Annotated in this window: 9 protein-coding genes, 1 tRNA gene and 1 pseudogene; 8 read left to right on the forward strand and 3 right to left on the reverse strand. The window is 46.4% G+C overall.

Features of this window, described 5'->3' with window-relative positions:
• Positions 1-29: 29 nt before the first annotated feature.
• The 6 genes and pseudogenes from DXE44_RS03085 to DXE44_RS03110 all read left to right on the forward strand — a co-directional run.
• Positions 30-3,206 (forward strand): two-partner secretion domain-containing protein, encoded by a 3,177-nt coding sequence (locus DXE44_RS03085; RefSeq protein ID WP_114652559.1) that lies wholly within the window; start codon positions 30-32, stop codon positions 3,204-3,206.
• Between the two features lie 138 nt (positions 3,207-3,344).
• On the forward strand, positions 3,345-4,016 hold the full coding sequence (locus DXE44_RS03090; RefSeq protein WP_114652561.1) for a hypothetical protein: 672 nt from the start codon (positions 3,345-3,347) through the stop codon (positions 4,014-4,016).
• On the forward strand, positions 3,952-10,164 hold the full coding sequence (locus tag DXE44_RS03095) for a hypothetical protein (RefSeq protein ID WP_114652564.1): 6,213 nt from the start codon (positions 3,952-3,954) through the stop codon (positions 10,162-10,164). Before DXE44_RS03090 ends, DXE44_RS03095 begins: the two co-directional genes overlap by 65 nt.
• Positions 10,109-13,555, forward strand: a complete 3,447-nt coding sequence (locus tag DXE44_RS03100) for a beta strand repeat-containing protein (RefSeq protein ID WP_114652566.1) — start codon at positions 10,109-10,111, stop codon at positions 13,553-13,555. The genes DXE44_RS03095 and DXE44_RS03100 overlap by 56 nt, the downstream gene beginning before the upstream one ends.
• Positions 13,556-13,641: 86 nt before the next feature.
• Positions 13,642-17,160, forward strand: coding sequence for a beta strand repeat-containing protein (locus DXE44_RS03105; RefSeq protein WP_114652568.1), 3,519 nt, complete (start codon positions 13,642-13,644; stop codon positions 17,158-17,160).
• Positions 17,161-17,305: 145 nt separating this feature from the next.
• Positions 17,306-17,473, forward strand: a pseudogene (locus DXE44_RS03110) (aspartate 1-decarboxylase); the annotation flags it as partial.
• 18 nt (positions 17,474-17,491) lie between these two features.
• Here DXE44_RS03110 and DXE44_RS03115 read toward each other — a convergent pair.
• Positions 17,492-18,877, reverse strand: a complete 1,386-nt coding sequence (locus tag DXE44_RS03115; protein WP_114654323.1) for a phosphomannomutase/phosphoglucomutase — start codon at positions 18,875-18,877, stop codon at positions 17,492-17,494.
• Positions 18,878-18,921: 44 nt separating this feature from the next.
• The gene (pgi, locus tag DXE44_RS03120) at positions 18,922-20,418 is read right to left on the reverse strand and encodes a glucose-6-phosphate isomerase (protein ID WP_114652572.1); all 1,497 of its coding nucleotides are present in this window, start codon (positions 20,416-20,418) and stop codon (positions 18,922-18,924) included.
• A gap of 140 nt (positions 20,419-20,558) precedes the next feature.
• Between pgi and DXE44_RS03125 the strand changes: the two genes are divergently transcribed.
• Together DXE44_RS03125 and DXE44_RS03130 are read left to right on the forward strand one after the other, a co-directional pair.
• Positions 20,559-21,695 carry an NAD(P)/FAD-dependent oxidoreductase gene (locus tag DXE44_RS03125; RefSeq protein ID WP_114652574.1) on the forward strand — a complete coding sequence of 379 codons (1,137 nt, stop codon included), beginning with the start codon at positions 20,559-20,561 and terminating at the stop codon, positions 21,693-21,695.
• 20 nt (positions 21,696-21,715) lie between these two features.
• Positions 21,716-21,805, forward strand: a tRNA-Ser gene (locus tag DXE44_RS03130).
• Positions 21,806-22,019: 214 nt separating this feature from the next.
• On the opposite strand, the gene DXE44_RS03135 is transcribed toward DXE44_RS03130, so the two are convergent.
• Complete coding sequence (locus tag DXE44_RS03135) at positions 22,020-23,288, reverse strand: hypothetical protein (RefSeq protein ID WP_114652576.1); 1,269 nt, start codon at positions 23,286-23,288, stop codon at positions 22,020-22,022.
• Between the last annotated feature and the right edge of the window lie 118 nt (positions 23,289-23,406).

Below are 23,406 nucleotides of genomic sequence, written 5' to 3' on the forward strand. Positions count from 1 at the left end.
TAGCCCTCCAAGAAAGGTTACCCCTTTCTTTGAAAATTCCTCTAAAAAATATTTTTGCAAACAGTATTTTTGCAGGTAATTTTGCGCGTCTGTTGACCGTCAGCCTTCTGATTGTATCCTCCAGTGTTTTTGCAAATCCATCTGTTCCATTGCTTCCCAATGTTCTTCCGGCGGGTGCAAAAGTAGTCGCTGGTACTGTGGCGATTAGTTCATCGCAAACAATGAATTCTGCCACCATGAATGTGAATCAAACTTCACAACGCGCAATCATTAATTGGGATAGTTTTAACGTTGGTAAAAATGTACAGGTGAACTTTAATCAACCCAATGCAAATGCAGTCACACTCAATCGCGTAAATAGCGCAACACCCTCGATGATTGAGGGTTCCATTAGAGCAAATGGACAAGTGGTTTTTGTCAATCCGAATGGCATTACTTTTGGCAAGGGGGCTGATATTAATGCTGCTGGAGTTGTAGCAACAACGATGGATATTGCCAATAAAGATTTTATGGGTGGCAAATCAACCTTTAAAGGCAATGGTAGTGGTGCGGTTATTAATCAAGGGAAGATCGAGGCTAATGTTGAGCATGGTTACATTGCGCTATTAGCCCCTGAAGTACGCAACGAAGGTTACTTGCTGGCTATAAAAGGAGTGGGTGCAGTTGCAATGGCTTCAGGTGAGCAAATTACCTTAGACTTTAAGGGCAACTCTTTAATCAGCCTAAAGGTTGATGTGTCAACCTACAAGGGTTTAATTGAAAACAAGCGGGTAGTAGAGGTCGATGGAGGTTTAGTTGTCCTAGCAGCTGGTGCCGCCAATCAGTTGATGGGCTCAGTGATTAAAAACACGGGCCGAATTGCTGCCAATAGCTTAGTAAACAATGGCGGCGTGATTGAACTGGTGGCCAATACCGTCACCCAAGCAGGTAAGGTTTCAGCCAATAGCCAAAGCAAAGAGGGTGGCCAGGTCAATATTGTGGGCAATGACATTACGCTTGCCACAAGCTCCCAAACTATTGCAACTGGTGCTCAAGGTGGCGGTCAAGTCAATGTGGGCTTGGCCAGCACTCAAGTGACCGGTGGCACGCAAGTCAATACTCAAAACCCAAGCCTACCCAGCAATTTGCAGGCTGAGGCAGCCATCAAAGCCAATGCTCAAGCAGCATCAAGCGCTAAGCAAATGGCTAAGAAGGTCACCATCCAAGAAAACGCCTTGATTGATACCTCCGCTACCCAGGCAGGTAATGGCGGCACGATTGCCATCTGGTCGGAAGTAAAGACCACGGCTGCCGGCATCCTTAAATCAATGGGTGGCTCACAATCAGGCAATGGCGGCTTTATTGAGACTAGTTCCAAAGGGCATGTCAGTCTTGCGCCTACGGTGAGCATCAATACGGCTGGGAATAATAAAACCGGCAAATCCGGTACTTGGCTTTTAGACCCAATTGATCTAACAATTGATAGTGGAGCGGCCAATGTCATCTCTGCAGCTCTCGCTAATAACAACGTCACCATTGAAGTAAATGCCAATACGGCCTCTTGCCCCATTGGCAGTTGTACTCAAAACGGTAGCGGTAGTCTGACGATTGCCAGTGGAGCCGATATCCTCAAAAGCGGCACTAATCTGACGACTTTAACCTTATCGGCTTCGGGTATCTTTAACCTCGATGTCATCATCAGATCGTCGATTGCTTACCTCAATGTAGGTAGCACCATTGCTGCAAGCAAGGTCACCGTTCAGGCTCAGTCCATCTATAGTGCCGGCATCATCCAAACCAATCGTTATCTGAGTAATGCCAACCCAGGCTCCCTTGGCAATGCCATGGAGTTATTGGGCCAAGCCATTTACATCTCTGGCAGGCTATCGGCCAGCCCCCTAGCAAACAGTGGAGTAGCTGGTAGCATCAAACTCACAGCAAATACGATTACCCTCCAGGCTGGAGCGATCCTCCAAGCCAATGGTGATGAGGGCGGCGTAATCACGCTAGCGGCTAATGATGCCCTTTGGAGTAGTCCAACAATCCAAGCTAATGGTGGCAATGGCAGGGGGGGTACGCTCTCTGTGACTGCAGCAAACGACTTGCACTTTAATCAAGCACTCTTACAAGCGAATGGCACTACCGATGGTGGGACTATCACCCTAATTGCCAATCAAGGCGATCTGATCATCCAAAACGCGTTAATCCAAACTAACGGCTCAACTGGCCGAGGCGGTAGCATTGGAGCATCGGCAAGCAACGAGGTGAGCACTGACAGCAGCACCTTTGAAGCAAGCGGCTATACCCATGGCGGACAAATATTAATAGGCAATGATGCACAGCATGGCACATTGCCTTTTGCTTTAGTGGCCAACTTAGATCAATACACCAGCTTTAATACTGCCCAGCTAGATCCGAACCCTGCCAACCAGCAAGGCGGCTTTATTGAAACCTCTGGCCAAACCCTGAACATGCTCTCTAGCATCAATGCTGGTAGAGGGGGAATGTGGCTACTAGATCCAACCAACGTTACGATTAATGCCACTGCTGGCACTTCAACGGGCACTGACCCACTCTCATTTACCAATCAAACTAATATCAGCGCAGCTCAAATTCAGACGGCTATCAATAGCGGAATTAGTGTGCAAATTATTGCCGATGGCACCATCACCCAATCAGCAAACCTATCTTTCTCAATCGCTTCTGGCAGCAGTGCGAGTTTGACTTTAGATAACAGTAGTGGAACGGCTCAAGCGATTACACTGACAGGAACAACCACTAATACAGGCTCGGGAGATCTCAATCTCAATTATTTTTCTAATGGCCAAATCAAAATTAATGGAGCCATTAATGCAACGAGCGCTGGCAAAATTAATCTTGTTGCACAAACCAGTTATGCAACCAATACCTTAACTAGCTGCAGTCTTGGTGCATGCGCAAGTATTGTGAATGGTGCTTCAGGCAGCATCAATACGAAGGGTGGCTACGTTGTGATGGACACTACTGGTGGAGCGATTAGTGGCACAACAATTACCCCAGGCTCTATTTTGAATGGCCCAGTCTATTTAAATGCGGATATTAATACGACTACAGGCGGTGGAGCATCTAGTGGGGCAGGTGGTCATTATTCTGTAGCGGCTTCAGCAAATCAAGCAAGCGGTATTGGCTCATTTGAGCCGCACGCAGCCGCATTGAATATTGGTGGTGATGTCAATATTCAGCTATAAAATAGTGCCAGTGTCAGTTATGGTTTTGTAGTAGCTTCATATGGCACGACCTCTCCAATAACTGCATATGGTGATCTGAATATCACGAGTAGCGGAGTAAGTACTTCTGGGTATGGCTTAATTTACCTAACCTCAGCTTTGACATCTACTACCGGCAATATCACTTTAATAGCTAACTCAAGCAATACAACGGCGACTAATAATGCGGGAGTAAGCGGCACCTCTAATGGAACATTAACTGCTAATAGTGGATCTATTACGATTGATAGTACATCCAATAAGAGCTCTGCTGTATCTCTTGCTGGTGCAATGTCTGCACAGGCTATTGGCATCACTGGAAGTTCAACAACTGCTTCAACAATTGTCTCCTTAGGTGCGATGATGATTGTTGCAGGTGGATCTGATCTCTCAGTCACTGCAATGAATAGTTCTGGCGGGGCTAATACTGGGATTACTCAGACTGGTGCTATTACAGTTAATGCTGATGGAGGTAACATCAGCTTTGCTTCCAATAACATTATTAGCCAATCTGGCGCCATCACAATGGCTGCCAATACCAGCGGTAATGAATCTACTGTTTTATATGACACAACATCCGGTGCGAAGACCACCACTATTACTGCCGGTGCGCTAACAGTTACTTCTGGCTCAACGAGTGGAGTCAATTACATTGTCAAAACGCTTGGCGCCGGAATTGATACGGGTGTAATTAATGTCCCGGGATCTGTCCTGTTAGATAACACCTATGGTGGAACGGCTGGAGCAGGGGGGCACACCAACTTCTGGATACATTACCACTGCAAATTCTAGTAGCTATGCTGGTGCAAGCATTGGTGTTTTAGTTAATTCTGCTATTACTGCGGGAACCGGAATTACCCTTAAGGGTGCTTCACTCACTGGTTGGTACTCAGTGACATTGCAAGCGGCTATTGCAAGTGCGACTGGATCTATTTCAATCACCGGTACTGGTATTAATTACGCAGTACATAGTAATAGCGCTGGAACGATTCTAGCTGCTGCGGGAGCGGTGACAATTACTGGAACGGCTACAACAGGTCAAGCAGTTCAGTTGGCTGGTGCAATTACTGCACATACCGGAATCACCATTGATGCCAATGGCACCAGCACATCAACTATCGCTACTGTTGGCGCGCTTACCTTGGGTTATGGATATTACGCTGGCGATAACTCTAATCCAACGGTTATCTCAACAGCTAGTGGCGCTTCAGGTAGCTTGATGGGGGCTCTAGTTGGGTCTACATTGCCATCTATTAGCTCAGGCTCGCTGACTGGAACATCGGTTCCAGGGACGTACTCCATCACTGCCGCTAGCTTGCAGAGCTCAACCGCTACAACGGCAACGTATGTTATTGGTTTTTGGAATGGCACCCATACCAAAATGGTTCAACTGGTATTAACGGCTAGTGATAATAATATTTATGTAAGAGAGACAGCTGCCAAATTCAACACAACCGCATTATCAACTGGAACGGCAGCCAATACGCTAGGCGGTACCACCAATTTACTATCGTTGTGGAATGGCTCTGGTGCCGGCGGGGTAGGATCTGTTTCAACAATGACCTTGGCTGCTAGTTCATCGGCAGCAGGCTATGCTGCGGCTAACTTAACTTTATCTGGTGGGGACTATATTCAAAATACCCCATCAGGCAATATCACCATTACTGCCAATAATACTTCTGGCGGTGGCAATACTGGTATCACTCAATCTGGTGCAATTATTAATAATGCCCCCGGTAGCAATATCACGTTCACTTCAAACAATTTAATTAACCAGACTGGAGCCATCACATTAGCTGCTAATACCAGTGGAACTGATTCAACCGTGAGTTATGACACTACTCGTGGAACGAATACATCAACGATTACCGGAGGTAATCTCACCATTACTTTGGGATCAACAAGTGCAATCAATTATGTTCAGAAAAGCGCTGGTACTAACTTAGATCCTGGAGTGATCGATGTCCCCGGAAGTATTACTTTAAATAATACTTATGGTTGTTCTGGCACGAACTGCACGCCAGCTAGCGAATATATTGTTGCCTCTAATATTACTCTTGCACCTAACGGAGTTCCTGGTGCCACTATTAACAATGCATTGACAGCTACTGGTGATATTTCTATTAATGCTGTATCCAATGGTAACCATTCCATTTATGGAATTGCAGCCGTTACATCTACTGCTGGAAACATCAATTTGGTGGGTAGGGCGACTAATTACGGTGTGTATACCAATAGTGCAGGACTTATCACCGCTTCAGCGGGCGATGTTTCTATTACAGGCAATTCAACTACTGGACAAGCAGTAAATCTTGGTGCTCTGGTAACGGGAGATAGCATCACGATCGTTGGTAATGGCACAGCAGCATCAACGATTGTGACCTTAAGTACTTTAACAATTAATGCGGGTGGTTCAGATCTTGCCGTCACTGCTAATAACACCTCGGGCGGCGGATATACCGGCATTACGCAATCTGGCGTAATTACTGCTAACGCATCCGGTGGAAATATCACATTCACCTCAAACAATCTGATCAATCAAACTGGCGCCATTACGATGGCAGCCAATACCGGTGGCAACGCCGCCACAGTCATGTATGACACTACACGTGGCACAAATGCTTCAATGATTACTGGAGGTAATCTCAGTGTTACTTCAGGATCTACAAGTGCAATCAATTACGTTCAAAAGAGCTCTGGCGCTAATTTAGATCCGGGTGCAATTAATGTCCCGGGTACTATTACGCTCGATAACACCTTCGGATGTTCTGGTGCAAGCTGCACTCCGGCTAGCGGATATATCGTAGCTTCTAATATCGCCTCGGGCCCAAGCGGCGTTGCAGGCGTTACGATTAACAACGCATTAACTGCTACGGGGAACATCGTTGTCAATGGTGTTTCTAATGGCAACTACTCCATCTATGCTGTTGCAGCCATGACCTCAACTGATGGGGATATTATTTGGACTGGTATTGCTACCAATTACGGCATCTACACCAATAGTAGCGGAATAATTACTGCTGCCTCCGGTGCTGTGAGTATCACCGGAACGTCTACCACTGGACAAGCTGTCAATTTGGGTGCTGAAGTCACCCCGCATACCGGAATCACTATTATTGGAACTGGCACAAGTGCAGGCACTATTGCGACAGTAAACGCTTTGACTTTGGGTTATGGATATTACTCGGGTGATGCCACTAACCCAAGCATGATTTCTACTGCTACCGGAGCTTCGGGTAGCTTGATGGGTGATCTGATTGGCTCCACTCTTCCAACAATAGCATCGGCAGATTTAACTGGCGGATCGATTGGCACACCCCGTTCAGCTACTGCTGCCATTCTGCAAAGCTCTACTTCAACTACAGCTACCTACTTAATTGGGTTCTGGGATGGCACCTATACCAAGATGGTGCAGGTTGTTCTTACCTTAAGTGATGGAAAAATATATGCAAGAGAGTCTCTAGCGGGATACAAAGCAACACAGTTAGCCTCAGGTGGTGACGCTAACGTATTTGGGGGAACGACCAACTTAGCAAGCATCTGGAGTGGCAGGGTAAATCAGACCGTTGCAGCTACATCCTCTGCTATTGGCTATGGTGCTGCCAATTTGTCACTCAATGGATCTGGTTATTCTTTAAATGCCCCATCTGGCAACATCTCCGTAACTGCCAACAATACGGCTGGCGGTGGTAATACCGGCATTAGTCAAACTGGCGTCATGACCAACAATGTAGCAGGAAGCAACATTACCTTCGCCTCCAATAATCTGATTAACCAAACTGGCAGCATCACATTGGCGGCAAATACTACTGCCAATACTGCAACCATCTCCTACAACACCACTTCTGGCACTAAGGCATCAAACATTACTTCAGGTGCTTTAAAGATTATCTCTGGATCCACCAGTGATGTGAATTTGTTGATCAAATCAGCTGGCAGTGCAATTAATCCGCATACCATCGGTACTAGCCCTGTTCGTTTACAAGGTGCTGTGACTATAGATAATACTTATGGCGGAGTTTCTTCAAGTTCCGGATATATCACTACTAGCAATAATTCATCCCTTGCAACCTCGAGTGTTGGTGTTACGGTTAACAATGCAATATACAGTACCAAGTTGATTAGCATTAAGGGTATCTCTTATGCCTCACACGGGGTGCAGTACACCGCAGCCATCAATTCTAGTGAGGGTGGAGTGGAGTTGACGGGTACCACCTATAACAGTTACGGTGTATATACCGCTTCTTCGCTGATTACTGCTAATTACATCACCATTGATGCTAGGGCGACTTTGGATGCCACATATATTGCCTACATTGGTCCCATGACAATCAATTCTGGTGCAACAGGTGGAGATATCACGATTTCGGCTATTGGTACAAGCGCAGGAAGTGACAACGGTATCTATCAATCCGGCACAATTAGTGCTGCTAATGGCTCTGATATTAGTTTTATATCAAACAATATCATTGACCAGAATGGCGCTATTACTATGGCTGCCAATACCAATGCAATTTCTAGCATTACATATGATGCGACCAGTGGAAATCGACTCTCTACTATTGGTGCGGGTGTAGTAACAACGACATCCGGATCTACTTATGCGATTAACTATCTCGTTAAGTCGGCTGGATCTGCTATTACCGTAGCCGGCGCAGCTGTATCTGGTTATATCAATATTGATAATACATACGGCTCTGCCAGTGGCGCTAAATCTAGCGGATATTTTAACGGGACTAACAATACAACTTCCAATGTTACTAGTTCAGCGGGTGTATTGGTTAGCGGCGTCTTGACTGCTGGTAATGATTTGACTGTTAAAGGGGCTACGGCAAGTAGCTGGGGTATTCAAAATAATTCATATACATTAACTTCAGACGCTGGTGATATCACCTTGGTTGGCGTTGGCGCGCATGGCATCTATCAGATGGGTAGCTTGATAGCGGCCGCTGGAAATATATCGGCAAGTGCCTACGCTAAAAGCAGTAGTTGGGCTTATTACGCTCAAGCGGGATCTCAAAAGAACTATATTGCCTCCGGGGATATCACTCTATCAGCAAGAGGTGGTGTAAATAGTAACAGCGCCGTTAGTCAAATCTTCTATACGGCAGGTGTAGTGATTAATTCTGGTGGTGACTTTACTATTCAGGGCGCTACTATTACAAGTGGAATTGCTTCAGCTAATCCCGGAACTGCAGTAGCGGCTGGATCATCAATGTCTTTCTTTGCTGTTGATCTTCGTTCCTCAGCAAGCCTAGCGTATGGTGGCATTACCTACACTGGATATAAGGCAGCGGGAGATATTTCTATTGCCGGCACTTCGAATGGTGGGTACGGCATTTATAGCAACTCCGTCATTCAATCTACTGCAGGATCAGTCACCATCAGTGGAGCATCAACCAGTAGCTATGCAACTTATTTAGCTACCTCGGGAACTGTCACCGGCGAAACTGGTGTAGCAATATATGGTCTAGGTTCTTCTGGTTCGGTTACTACGGCTGGACTTATTCGTAATACCGGAACAACGGGTGGCGTCATCATTAATGCCATTGGCAATGCCAGCATTGGTGCCGTAACGAACTCCGGAGCAGATGGAATTCGGATTACGGGTGGCAATGGAATTGCTGCTGGTACTACGACGGGTGGCACGATTACCGCTCTAGGAACGGTGACCAATACTAATGGCGTGGTGGCCTTATCGATGGCTTCACCAGGTTCGGCCAATTCTTATGCTATCGAAGGCAAAATTGGTATCACCACATCGAATGCCTCTACAGACAATATTCGTTATAGCGTGCAGGGCGGTAATTTCACGACGCCAACGACCTATACCAGTGGAAACTACATTGATTACCGCGCAGGTACCACCGTTTACACCATTACCGTTTCTTTGGGTGGAAATTATTCAGCAGCCTATGGCACGGCTTATACGGATTCCACAGCACTGAGCTGGCTGCGCACTAATGCCACGGTGACTCTCAGCGCGACACCATTTGGCGTATCTGCTGCTGCCATTAAATCCGGTCTCGTTTGGAATAGCACGATTGGCTCTGCTGGTATCAATGCCAATGCTGTTCAGGCAGCAACAACCATTGTTTCTGCCAACATTTTGGCGGGCACAGGGCAGGGTGTGACGCTCTCGGGACCCAGTCGTACCTACACCATTACCGCTAAAGCGCTCACGATTACCAATTTAGCGAGCACTAGCAACTACGATGCTGTCACTACTTATGCGCCTCTGGTTGGTACAGCGGGGTATAGCGTAAGTGGTTTAGTGACTTCTATAGGCGGTGTTGCAGTAACGGATGCAGTGAGCTCGGTAACGCAAACCATGAAGTCTGGTTCGGTAGTGGGCTCTGGTTCTGTGGTTTCTGGGGTGGCCCAGAATGGCTCCTTTAATGCGGTACCTAGTGCTGCAGTTGGTGTCAGTTTATCAAACTACAGTATTACTTATGTAGGCGTAGCTTCAACAGTCAATAAGGCGACATTAACCATTACGGCTGCAGACGATAGCAAGGTATATGGCAATACCACTACAGCTACAGACATTGCTTATAGCGCTGGCGCCGCTTCAGCCGCTGGCGGAGTGGGTTATTCATTAACTTCGGGTACTTTGCTCGGAACGGATACTTTGACCGGGGTAACGCTCACTAGTGCCGGTGGCTTGGCAGCAACCGCGGTAGGAACCGGCATCTCCATCATTCCGAGCTCTGCAACCGGTAGTGGTATCGACAACTACACCATTACTTATGCTAACGGTGCTATGGCAGTGACTCAGCGCCCATTAACAGTAACTGCATCCAATCAAAATGCCAATTATGGCTCTTCCTATTCCTTGGGCACCAGTTCATTTACAGCGCGAGCGGCTTGGTTAACGCGATGCCGTGAGCTCAGCCACACTCAAATACAGCGGCTCAAGCACAGTGGCAGGAACCACTAATGCCGGCACGTATACCGGCGGCATTATTGCTAGTGCAGCGACAGGTACAGGCCTCTCGAATTACGCTATTAGTTATGTGGCCGGTAATTTAACGGTTGCAACTAAGGCGCTGACGATTACTGCTGATGCGCAAAATAGCACCTACGGTAGCGCTTATGGATTGGGAACCAGTGCCTTTACCACTAGCGGACTTATCAATAGCGATGCTGTTTCCAGTGTGGCTCTGCTCTATAGCAACAATGCCACCGTTGCTCCGACTGTCAATGCAGCAACTTACGTAGGCGGTATTGTTCCTAGTGCTGCATCTGGTACAGGACTATCTAACTACACGATTTCTTATGTAGCAGGTGATTTGGTGGTGGGTAAGGCCACGATTACCGTTACTCCAAATGGCTCGATTGCGACTTACGATGGCACTACGCTGACTAATAGTACGTATTCACAAGCCTCTGCCAATTACACAATTACCGGTTATAAAAATACCGACGTTGTTGCTGATGTGCCAGTTACGCTTTCTGGATCGATGGCATTTAATGGCAGCACCACAACCGTGGTTAAGAATGCCGCTACTTATGCTTTGACTGTAGGCACACTGGCAGGAAGTACTACAAATACTAATTATCAAATCACTTTTGCTAATCCCGCTAGCCATGTTTATTTGATCAATCCAGCAACTGTGTCAGTATCGGCATCCAAAGACTATGACGGTAGTCAAAGCTTTGCTTCTAACCAAATTACTGTCGCTACGGGCATTGGATCGCAGACACTCACATTGAGTGGTAGTGCAACTGCTAATAGTGCAAACGTAACGGGTGTTTCTTCACTGTCCACTACAGGATTAACTTTGGGGGATGGCAGTAACGGAGGCTTGGCTACTAACTATCAATTGCCGGCCTCAAGCAGTAGCCTGGTCATTAATCCATTAGCCTTAACTGCCTCCATTACTGGTGCGCCAACTAAGCAATATGACGCGACTGATAGCGCTACCCTCAGCTCAAGTGACTATTCTCTATCAGGATTTATCGTCGGTGAGGGCGCAACTGTAACGCAAACGGTGGGTAGCTATAACACTACAAACGCTACTAGCAATACTGCTTACTCCCCAGCTACATCTGTAAGCGCTGCATTAGTACCAGCTCACTTCACGGCAGATATTGGTACTACGCTCAGCAATTATGTATTGCCAACTACAGCTACAGGTAGTGGTGTGATTACTGCTGCACCATTAACCCTAAGTGCTAATTCATATGCGGCATTTGCCGGACAAGCTCCTGCAAGCTTCACCGGTAGCGTGACAGGCGCGCAGGGTAGCGATAGCATTACGGTCAGTATTACTCAAACTGCTTCAGGTACTGCTGGCATCTATACACTGACTCCTGCTGCTGTCATGGGTGCCGCTCTAGTGGGTAACTACGATACCCCAACTATAGTGACAGGTACTTACACTGAAGCTCAGCAATATCAGTTGGTGGTATCTGCTGCTAATGCAAGCAATTCATATGGAACATTGAGCTCAAGCTTAACTGCGAACTCAGCCGTAAATCTCCTTGCTCAATATTGCACTGTAAGCAGTAATTGCGCCTCTGGAAGTATTGTGACTCTTATCCTGACTGTGCCAAGCGCGACAGTGTCAGAAATTACAACATCTTCTTTGACCACTCCAACTTGGATAGCAGCAGATTTCGCATCGAATACTTACAACATTCAGGTAGTGTCTGATGCAACCTTAGGCTTCAGTACGGGTAATTTTCTCAATGCGGGTACGTATACCTTCACCCCAAGTGGACAAACGAATGCAACAATCTCCGGGGCGACTAATCCCGTGATTTATATTCCTGGGGCGCTCACAGTCTCTCCAGTTAGTGTTGCCGTCACCAATAACTCAGCACCGAATAAGGTATATGACGCCACTACGACCTTGACCGCCGGTGTTAGCTTGACTGCATCCAATGCATTAGCTGGTGACATCGTGAATGTATCTGGTGCTGGAACATACTCCAGTAAAAACGTCGGAACAACAAATTACACCATTAGCAGTGTCACACTCGGTGGGGCAGATGCTGCCAATTATCGCTATTCAGCAGGTAATATCGCAGGAACAAATGGCGTGATCACAGCAGCGCCCATTGCGATTAGCGGATTGGTTGCAAGTAATAGGGTGTATGACGCTGGTTTATCTGTAACTGTTTCTGGTACTCCCACAGCACTAGGTATCTTGGGTTCTGACACCGTGACTGTTTCTGGAAGTGTTACTGCGGGTAGTTTTGCTACTCCGGATGTGGCGACATCAATTGTTGTTACTCCAGTGCTAACAGGACTATCGCTCAGCAATGCAAACTATGCCATTACAGGAGTGACTAGCCCCTTATCAGCAAATATCACTGCTGCTCCCGTCACTATCACCATTAATAAGACCTATGACGGTACAACGACGGCGGCAAACAGCGACATCACAGTAAGTGGTGTAGCAGGGCAGACGCTAGTTTTAGCAACAGGTACTGCAGCCCTGACTAATCCGAATGTAGATAGCGCTGCCTTATCCACCTTAAATGGCGCGACCTTGGCCGACGGCACTGGATCGGCTGCTAACCACACCTTAGTCAGCTCAACTGGGGTGGTAACTATTACGCCAGCTTCAATCACTGTCTCTGCAAGCAATGCTGTCAAGGTATATGACACCGCTACTGATGTCTTGGGTGCCACAGCAGCACCTACCGCTACTTTAGTCAGCGGTACCCTGTATACCAATAGCGATACAAGTTATACCGATGAACTTTCTGGCGGTACATTTACTTATGCAACGAGCGCAGCGGGCAACGGCAATAAAGTCTTGAATGTGGGCGGAGTAGGAATCTTAAATGGCAGCTCTAACGCTGCATCGAACTACAGCATTACCTATGTCACCAATACCACGAGCACCATTACACCTGCGCCAATCACCATTAGCGGTCTCTCAGCCAACAATAAACAATATGACACTGGTCTCAGCGCAATAGTGAGTGGCACCCCAACGGCAGTTGGTGCACTCGGCGGTGATACGGTCACAGTGAGCGGTAGCGTCAGCGCTGGTAGCTTTGCTTCAGTAAACGTTGGCACCGGAATTGTGGTGAGCCCAGTTTTATCTGGGCTGAGCTTAAGTAGCGCCAACTACCAAATTACGGGAGTGGCAAGTGCACTCACTGCCAACATTACTGCTGCACCAGTCACCATTAGCGGCCTCACTGCTAGCAATAAACAATATGACACAGGCTTGTCTGCCGCTATCTCCGGTACACCGACTGCGGCAGGGGTTCTTGGTGCAGATACCGTCACCGTAAGTGGTAGCGTCAGCGCTGGTGGCTTTGCTTCAGCAAGCGTAGGCACTGTGGTATTGCAGTTACTCCAGTCTTAAGCGGCCTAAGTCTTAGTAATTCCAACTATGAAATCGCTGGAGTCACTAGTGCATTAACGGCCAACATTACTGCTGCACCAGTCACTGTGACCGCTAGCAATCAAAATACTATTTATGGCACGCCTTTAGATTTGGGTACAGCTAGCTTTACTGCTACCGGTTTGTTGAGTGGCGATTCTATTTCTTCTGTGACGCTCACTCAGCTTGGCAATACCACCGTACCTGGCACGCAAAATGCCGGCACCTATTCTGGAAGTGTGAATGGCATTCTGGCTAGTGTAGCTGTTGGAAGTGGTTTAAGTAATTACCAAATTACCTTTGTACCAGGCACTCTCACTATTGCCAAGAAGGGCATTAATGTCATTGCGGATAACGCCTCGATGACCTATGCAGATGCCAATTTGCCAACGCTGTCTTATCAAAGCGTTTCTGGTTTGGTCAATGGTGATCAAATGAGTGGCGCCTTGGCAACTACAGCAACCCCATACAGCGGTGTTGCTGGCTCGGCTTCTAATGTGGGCTCCTACTTTATTACCCAAGGCACTGTAACTGCGGACAGCAATTATGAAATTACTTTCACTCGCGCTAGTTTGACGGTGAATCCGGCATCTCTGTATGTAACGGCCGAGAACCAATCGAGTACTTATGGCTCATTATTGGTGCTCCCCCAATCCGGTAGTGATGCCTATTCCGTAGTAGGTCTACGTAATGGTGATTTCATAAGCTCAAGCACTGTTCTGTATAGCGGCAATCAAACCGTTCCTGGCACTACCAATGCTGGAAGCTATGTGGGTTTATTGGATATCTCTGCTGCTACCGGTGTTGGCATGTCTAACTACAACATTAGTTATGTAGCAGGCGATTTGAGTATTGCTAAGGCAGAACTTTTGGTGACTGCGGTTGATGATGGCAAATTCGTGGGCATGAGTGATCCATCTGGCTATGCTGGCGTGATGTATAGCGGATTTAAAAACTCTGATACTGATATTAGTGGTGCATTGGGCTCAGCTGTAGTGAGTGTCAGTAGAAGTAATTCTTCTGTGAACGATGCAGGCACCTATAGTGGCGTCCTCGTTCCCAATGTAGATAGAGTGCTAGATAACTACACCGTGAGTTATGGCAATGGCAATTTCACGATTGCTGGGGCAAATGAACTCTTGGTATTGGTAGGTAATAACACCACCGTCTATGGAGCTGCGCCCACATACAGTGCTGGTAGCATGACAGTTTCTTACTGTACCGATTGTGCTGCGGGTAACAATTCGCCAAACATCGTTAGTATTACCGGTGCAGATGTTTCTGTATCAGGCTCTACCGTGACGGTTACGGCGGGTAGTACTACTGGGGTATTTAGTCTCACCCCAACAAACCCGGTCATGAATTCTTCCAACACGCAATTGAAAGTAGGTGGCTGTAGTTTGGGTGCCAGCGGAACTGACATCGCTACCACCGGTGGTTCGCCAAACTTTAATGCTGTTACTGCCATTGGTGGCTTAACAGTGACACCATTAGTCTTAACCTACGCTGATTTAGGTGTTACTGGTATTACCCAAGAGTACAGCGGCTCAGTCAATATGAGCAATTTAGAGCTCAGTACAGCTTCAGGATTCTTGCCTGGTGACTCGGTTACCGCTTCAGCTACTGGAACCTTTGCCACTAAAAACGTTGGCAGCAATATTGCGTACACCATTGGTGTGGCACTAGCAGGATCTGACTCGGCAAACTATGAAATGAGTGCTGGTGCCTCATATACCGAAAATAATGGCGTCATTACTCAATTAGCCTCTGTCACCTATACCGGCTCTAGTGCGGGTGGTAATTGGTCTAATCCTGCGAACTGGACGACCACTGGCACACCCATTGTCGGCGCCATTCCGGATCTATCGAATGTGGCCACAGTTATTATTCCACTTGGCTCGAATGTAATTTATGATGCCGGCGTTGATGGTCCGGTAACTTCCAGTATTAGTAATAGTGGAAACATCACAATTAGCCTGCCATCAGCCACGACAATTTCCACGTCAATTTCAGGGGCGGGTTTTGTAACCATTGCCAACTCAGCAACGATCACCTTGGATGGAGATAGTTCCTATACGGGTGGCACAATTATTTCTGCTGGAGCACACCTGATTGCCGGTAGTAATAATGCTATTGGAACCGGCTCTATTATGTCCAATGGCACGGCTATCAATCCAGCTAGCTTTGCTACAAGTAGTGGAATAGTTTTACCTGCAATGAATATTGCCGGAGGTCCTATTGAGATTTGGAGTGATATCACTACTGCGGGCGCCCAGACTTATGATGCTGGCCTATTGATCGGACCATCTGGTAGTGGTTTAACGACGTTGACAAGTAGTAATGCGAATATCACGTTTAATTCAACATTAGATGGTGCTACTGATAAGTCTGAGTCACTAGCCATTAACGCTGGCACTGGAAATGTCACTTTTGTAGATGGCGTGGGATCAATTGCGCGGTTAAATAACTTAACTGTGACCGGCGCACAAATTTATATTCTTGCCGACATCTTGACTGCAGTAACTCAGACCTATAACGGATCTATATTTATTGGGGATGCAAGTTATGTAGGTCTTACGCCAACTATTGGATTCTTGTTTACAGACCAATATAGAGCCTATTTTGAATACTCTGCCACAACAGATGTACGCGCTAGTTCAATTGATTGCCTAAATACCAACCCAATTTATGTGCGTACGATGATCTCTGAAGATCCGAGCGTGACCTATAACGGAAGTGTAAACGATACCGTCGACAATACCCATACCTTATTAGTCGCAGCAATTGCCCCAGCCATCATTCCGGAGTCTAGTGGTCTTGCGGCGATTAATGCAGGGGCAAGCATTAGCTTTAATGACGCTGTTGGTTTTAATAATCCTTTGTACAGCTTGAATTCTCAGGTTGTTGTTAATCAAAGTCAGGTTAATGCAGATACTGCCTATATTGGCACTATTAACTCCGTAGATGGTGTGAGGACTTATTCAGATCAGACTTACCGGGCTAACTTAATGAGCGCCCAGTCTGAAACTCAGCCTGGCGGAGTTGCCTTCTCAGTTTGGGATCCAGATGCGAGTGTTAATTTCAACTTACCAGTGCAAACTGCCTCGAATAGTGCATACCCAATGAATTGTGGTCAGCTTAATCTACAAAATCCAAACAGTAGGGATGTGCCAACTATTGATGGAAGCAATAACTTTGGCTTAGATCCGAATTTGTCTGGCGTCAACAATTGGGGGGATGAGTTTGTTCAAAACCGTGCGCTTGGTTATGTTCCTCCCGTGGTACCTCCAGCTATAGCTCCCCCGATTCAAGCCTCATTAGTGAGGGCTTCATACGTTCCGATCGTCAATGGTGGCATGCTACGTGAGGTACTAGACTTTCATGCTGACCAGGTGCAAATGGCAGTTGACGCACGCATCTTTGGGGGTGGTGTTACGGTATCTGAGCCTGGAGCTATAAATGAAGCTCCTAAAACGACAGTTTTCTCTTCAGTACGCAAAGGGTCTAAAGCCAAATTGGACTTAGCAGGCACTGTAACTATTTGTAGTGTTGATGAAAAAGGTGAAGAGTCCTGTGGTGAGGAATAGATTAATGAGGATTTCTTGCTAAGAAGCTAAGTTATTTGAAGGGTTACGGTGTGAGCTTGAAGGACGAGATTCCTGCCTAATTAGCACTTAAATAGCAACAATCGAGAATTTCAGGCTAGAATCCCACTCTCAATTAAAGAGTTTTATGAAGCGCATCATGTTGTTGGCTAAATTGCATCGGGCGGTTGTGACCGAGGCTGATTTGCATTACGAAGGTTCCTGTGGAATTGATGAGAATCTCTTAGAGGCTGCCGATATGCGTGAATTCGAAAAGATTGAGCTCCACAACATTAATAATGGAGAGCGTTTCTCAAACACGAACTGCCCCTAGTTAAAAGGGCAGTTTTGCTTCTGGCTTGGCTGCAAGCAAGACAGCCTTAAATTCTGCCTGAATTCGCTTAATCGCAGCTTCACTATCTGCTTCAAATCGCATTACTACTACTGGTGTGGTATTCGAGGGCCTCGCTAACCCAAAGCCATCGGCGTATTCCACGCGCACCCCATCAATCGTATTAATGGATTCAGAAGTGGGGAACTTGGCATTAGCTTTAATGGTTTCTAGCAAAGCAAAAGGCTCACCTTCTACGCAGGCAAGCTGCAACTCTGGTGTGCAGATTGCGTTCGGCAAGCTATTCAAGGCATCGCTAGGATTATGTTCTTTGCTCAGAATCTCTAGTAGGCGGGCACCGGTATACAGGCCATCGTCAAATCCAAACCAACGATCCTTAAAGAAGATATGACCACTCATTTCTCCAGCAAGCGGGGCGCCTGTTTCTTTAAGCTTGGCTTTAACTAATGAGTGACCCGTTTTCCACATGATCGGTTCACCGCCATGCTCTTTGACATAGAGCGCAAGATTACGAGTGCATTTCACATCATAAATAATTTGACCGCCTGGGTTGCGGGAGAGAACATCTTTTGCAAACAGCATCATCTGACGATCGGGGAATATAACTTGCCCGTCTTTAGTGACAACACCTAAGCGATCAGCATCGCCATCAAAGGCAAGGCCTAATTCATTATCGGTGGTCTGGAGGTTCTTGATGAGATCTTGTAAGTTTTCAATATGAGCCGGATCAGGATGGTGATTGGGGAAATGACCATCGACTCCACAGAATAATTCTTGTACTTCGCAACCCAGGGCGCGGAAAAGTTTTCCTACGAAGGCGCCACCAACACCATTGCCGCAATCGACAGCAATTTTCATGGGGCGAGCCAGCTTGATATCTCCAACGATATAGTTTAGATACATGGGGAAAATATCAAAGGTACTGCGAACGCCTTGACCGCTGACGAACTTTTTAGCTTCAATACGTTGACGCAAGTCCTGAATTTGATCGCCATAAATCGCTGCACCACCCAAGACCATTTTGAAGCCGTTGTAATTAGGAGGATTATGGCTGCCGGTAATCATGATGCCGGACTTCGGGGTCTTGCCATCAATCGTGTGGTTAGCAGCAAAGTACACCATCGGTGTTGCGACCATACCCAGATCAATCACATTGATTCCGGTAGAGAGGAGACCTTCGGTAAGTGCCTCAATTAGGCTGGGCCCAGAGAGGCGACCATCGCGACCAATCACAATATCGGTTTCTCCAAGCTCGCGCATTTCAGTACCGAAGGATTGGCCAATCAGTCTGGCGATCGAGGGATCTAAGGTCTCATCAATAATGCCGCGGATGTCATACGCTTTGAAAATGGATGGAGACAATTGCATTGCAGATCCTTCAGTTAAAACACCCAGCATTGCTTAGGTGAGAACTAGTTATTTGAATTTAATAAATTAATACGAGCAGCAGTGACAGCGTCAATATCAGCACTTGCCTGAATATTATTTTGGTGGCTGGCGAGGGCTTTCTCAATCGGCTTGGCCAGTACTTTGCCGTATTCGACACCAGGCTGATCGAAGCTATTGATATTCCACAATGCACCTAATGTCGCAGTGCGGTTCTCGTACAAAGCAAGTAGGGCGCCAAGATAAAAAGCATTGAGCTTGGGCAGCAGTAAGAGGTTGCTGGGACGTTTGCCGGGGTAAACATTATTTGGATTGCTGTCAGTCTTGCCATTGGCTAGTGCCTGAGCTTGTGCCAAGCAATTGGAAAGCAGAATGCGATGATGTGCTACTGCCTCAGGTCGATCACTCATTGGCTCACGCACGGCGATGAAGTCAATTGGGATGATTTCAGTACCTTGGTGAAAGAGTTGGAAGTAGGAGTGCTGGGCATTACTACCAGCACTGCCAAATACCACCGGTGAGGAATGCTTTACTGACTTGCCGTTGCGATCAACGCTCTTGCCATTACTTTCCATGTCCAGCTGTTGCAACCACTTCGGAAACCAATCTAAAGCATCAGCATAAGGAATAGCGGCATAAGCCTTGATGTCATGTTTCTCTTGCTGATATAGCAAAGAGAGCGCCATGATGACGGGTAGATTTTCCTCTAACGGTGCATTCTTAAAATGCAGGTCCATGGCTTCAGCGCCAGCTAAGAATTGCTTAAAAGTTTCAAAGCCATATTGCAGAGCAATCGGCAGACCAACTGCTGACCAGACTGAATAACGACCGCCGACCCAATCCCAAAAAAGAAAGATGTTTTCTTCGCTTACACCAAATTCTTTGGCGGCAGGGATATTGGCAGTCACGGCATATAAGGCACGCTCAATTTGACTGTGAGTACAACCACTATCTTTAAGCCAAGCCACAACGGCTTTGGCATTCATGGAAGTTTCAAGGGTGGTGAATGACTTTGAGACCACAATTACGCGAGTGCTATGGGGCTGAGCGCGTGCAAGGATAAGTGCTAACTCGGCAGTATCAATATTGGCCAAGAAATGCATGTGCATCCCACGGCTTTCAATACTAGGAACATGAGCTAAAGCTTCAATAGCGAGGCGAGGACCAAAGTCGGATCCACCAATGCCAATATGAATCACATCTGTTACGCCAACCCATTTATTGCAGAGGGCTTCAATGCGATGCCAAACATCAGCAACTGCTGGCATGACATCTTTGCCGTCGATCAATACTGGAGTTTTGCTGAGATTGCGAAGGGCAGAGTGAAGGGCAGGGCGATCTTCGCTATTGTTGATGTGCTTGCCAGCAAACAAGTCTGAAATGAACTTCTCTAACTGAGATTTGCGAGCATTCGCAAATAACTTTGCCCAGTTGCTGACATCAATTCCTTGATAGGCGGTATCGAGGACCACATCAAGGGCTGAATGAATACTTTGGTTAGCTAATTGGGCTTGCACAGACATTTCTAGATTTTATCAATAAGGGCATCAAAATCCCCTTAAAACGCTGAAAATGTTACGATTTCGTTAATAACAAGGCTTTAGCTGAGGCAAAAGTCATTACAAAATTGAGACATATCTGAAATCAGGTCAGGGATAACCGAATGGAGCAGGTTGATTACGTCGTAGTTGGCGCTGGAGTAGTTGGATTGGCGGTTGCCCGAGAAATAGCGCTGCAGGGTCGAGAAACTATCTTGCTCGAGCGTGAGGATTCGTTCGGAACCATCAGTAGTGCTCGTAACAGTGAAGTCATTCACGCTGGAATCTATTACCCAAAGGATTCTCTCAAGGCCAAGCTCTGTGTAGAAGGTAGTCGCCTTCTATATGAATATTGCCGCAGTCATCAGGTGAGTATACAAGCCTACGGCAAACTCATCGCGGCAGCCAATGCTAGCCAGCTAGATGACCTTCAGGCTATTTTGTATAAAGCGCAAAATAATCAAGTTCCTGATATCAAGATGATTTCAGGGGATCAAGCTAAAGCGCTTGAGCCGCAGCTGCAATGTGAAGCAGCGGTGCTCTCAGGTTCCACGGGAGTAGTGGATAGTCATGGCCTCATGCTCTCATTACTTGGCGGTTTTGAAGATGCGGGTGGTATGGTTGCATATCAATCCCCATTGTTAAGCGCAAAGCCAATTGGTAATAATGCAGTGGGCGGTTTTGAGCTCACCATTGGTGGCGCTGATGGTATGACTATTCAGACAAAATTGTTGATTAATTGCGCTGGACTGAGTGCGCCAGCACTAGCTCAAAAAATAGAAGGTCTCTCGAAAGATTTAATACCTAAAGCCTATTTTGCTAAAGGCAACTACTTCTCTTTATCTGGAAAATCGCCATTCAGTCATTTGATTTATCCAATCCCCGAGCCGGGCGGATTAGGGGTTCACTTGACTCTGGATATGGGTGGTCAGACGAAGTTTGGTCCCGATGTGGAGTGGTTGGATATTGACGAAGAAAGCCAAATTAACTACACGGTTGATCCCAAGCGGGGAGAGGGCTTTTACGCTGCAGTAAGGCAATACTGGCCCGGCCTAAAAGATGGCGCTTTACAAGCTGATTACTCTGGTGTCAGGGCCAAAATCGTCCCGCCAAACGCCCCGGCAGGAGACTTTTACTTTGAAGGACCCCAGCAGCATCAGCTTCACGGCCTATTTAACCTTTATGGCTTTGAGTCCCCAGGCCTGACCTCTTGCTTGGCTATTGCCCAGTATTTAGAGGTGCAAATCAAAAGTTCTCTATAATCTAGGACTCAATTCGCAAAGGAAGAGTGGCAGAGCGGTTGAATGCACCAGTCTTGAAAACTGGCGAGGATGAAAGTCCTCCGTGAGTTCGAATCTCACCTCTTCCACCAAGTCAATAGGTATTACAAGGGTTGGTGGCAGTACAACACCCTCGTTACCAAAATCGTTACCAAAGCCATCCTGCGGGATGGCTTTTCTTTTGGCGCCGACGGTCCGCTTTCGGCTAGAAGTAGTCACTGCAATTCTAGTAACTGAACTCATTTAATTACAATTTCAGAATTAAAGAAGATAAAAATTTAAATTGTGTCTTAAACCGTATCAATCTTAGTCAATGCTATAAAGAAGCGAGAAGCCGCCCCCCAAGGTTCTTAAATTTGTAGTTTGTCCTTGGTATATGCGTGTTACTGAAATGAGTGAGTTACCTTCAAAGACATAATCCCTAATATCGACTTTAAGATCAGCCTCATTGCCATCAATCTTGATGGTTCGTTTGCTTGGTGGAATTACTTTTTGTGCAATATAGCTTTTATCCTTAATTTGACCCCATACGCCTTTAGTTAATTTATCTCCGCGATATACAGCGCGACTCCCATAGCCTTGACTGGGCTTGAAAAAGTACTCTTTACGATTGGTCCAAAGAGATTCTTCGTTTTTAGAGGAAACTTTTACAGTCTCCGGAATATGACTCAGGAGTATTTCTTGTATAGACAAGTCAACCCCTAGGGAGTCAAGATGTTCCCGATTGCTTAAGATGCAAAGGTTATCTTTATTGACAAATACTGCATGATTAAAGGGGTTTGGGGTGATAGCCGCATAATCTTGAAGATAAGCGTCTCTAAGCACTTCGTATGACGAATCTTGAAAATAAAAGTCAGTCGTTCGGTTGTAGATTAAGTCAATTTGAATTTTACCGAAGCAAACCTTTTTGTCTTTAATGGTGAGGCCGTCTGGAGAGGTGATGATTGTCGTGATTCCATGCTTTTGAAACAGGGCTTGGAAGAGTTGAAACTCAGGATATAAGAATTGTTCAGTTGGATTCTCATCAACGATTGCAATTGTCTTTAATTGGGCAGAAGGATCCCTATTGAAGGACCTCCACTCCTGGGTAAACATATCCAGAAAAGTCTCATAAATTTCATTGGGCATATTTCTTACTCCCAAGCGTCTCTCTACTGGCTCACAGCAATTTTTCGATGCCCCAATTTCAAGGGCAGAAATCATAGCGCCGCCTGCATTGGTATTGATTTCAATTAATTGCGGGCCATTTACCCCTAGGTGAAAATCAAATCCATAAAAAACACCACTTGTACTTTGTTGATGCCTAGCAATCAATGGAGCTTGCTCAAGAACTAATTTTTGAAATAAAGGCATTTCGCAAACTTTATAGACCGCCTTTACTAATGCTTTCATCTGATCTAAGGCGGCTTGGTCAATAAATACTCCGCTACTTGAGAGCATCGAGCCTATCGTTGTAGCGGTTGAATCAGCAAGCTCCAGATCACTAATAAGGCGATGAACCTCAATATCTAGTTTCTGTTTGTCAACGCTGATGCAGTTGCACTGGGCATTGAGTTTGGTGGCTTTATCTGACATGGATTTCGTATCTACTATCTCTTCGGTGGGGATGGTGGGGTTTCTTGTAGCACTTTACGATAAACGCACCTTCCCAAACCCAATGGATTATTCACATCTTCTTGAATTTGCTTGGGTT

It is taken from the genome of Polynucleobacter necessarius (assembly GCF_900095175.1).
Lineage (GTDB): Bacteria > Pseudomonadota > Gammaproteobacteria > Burkholderiales > Burkholderiaceae > Polynucleobacter > Polynucleobacter necessarius_I.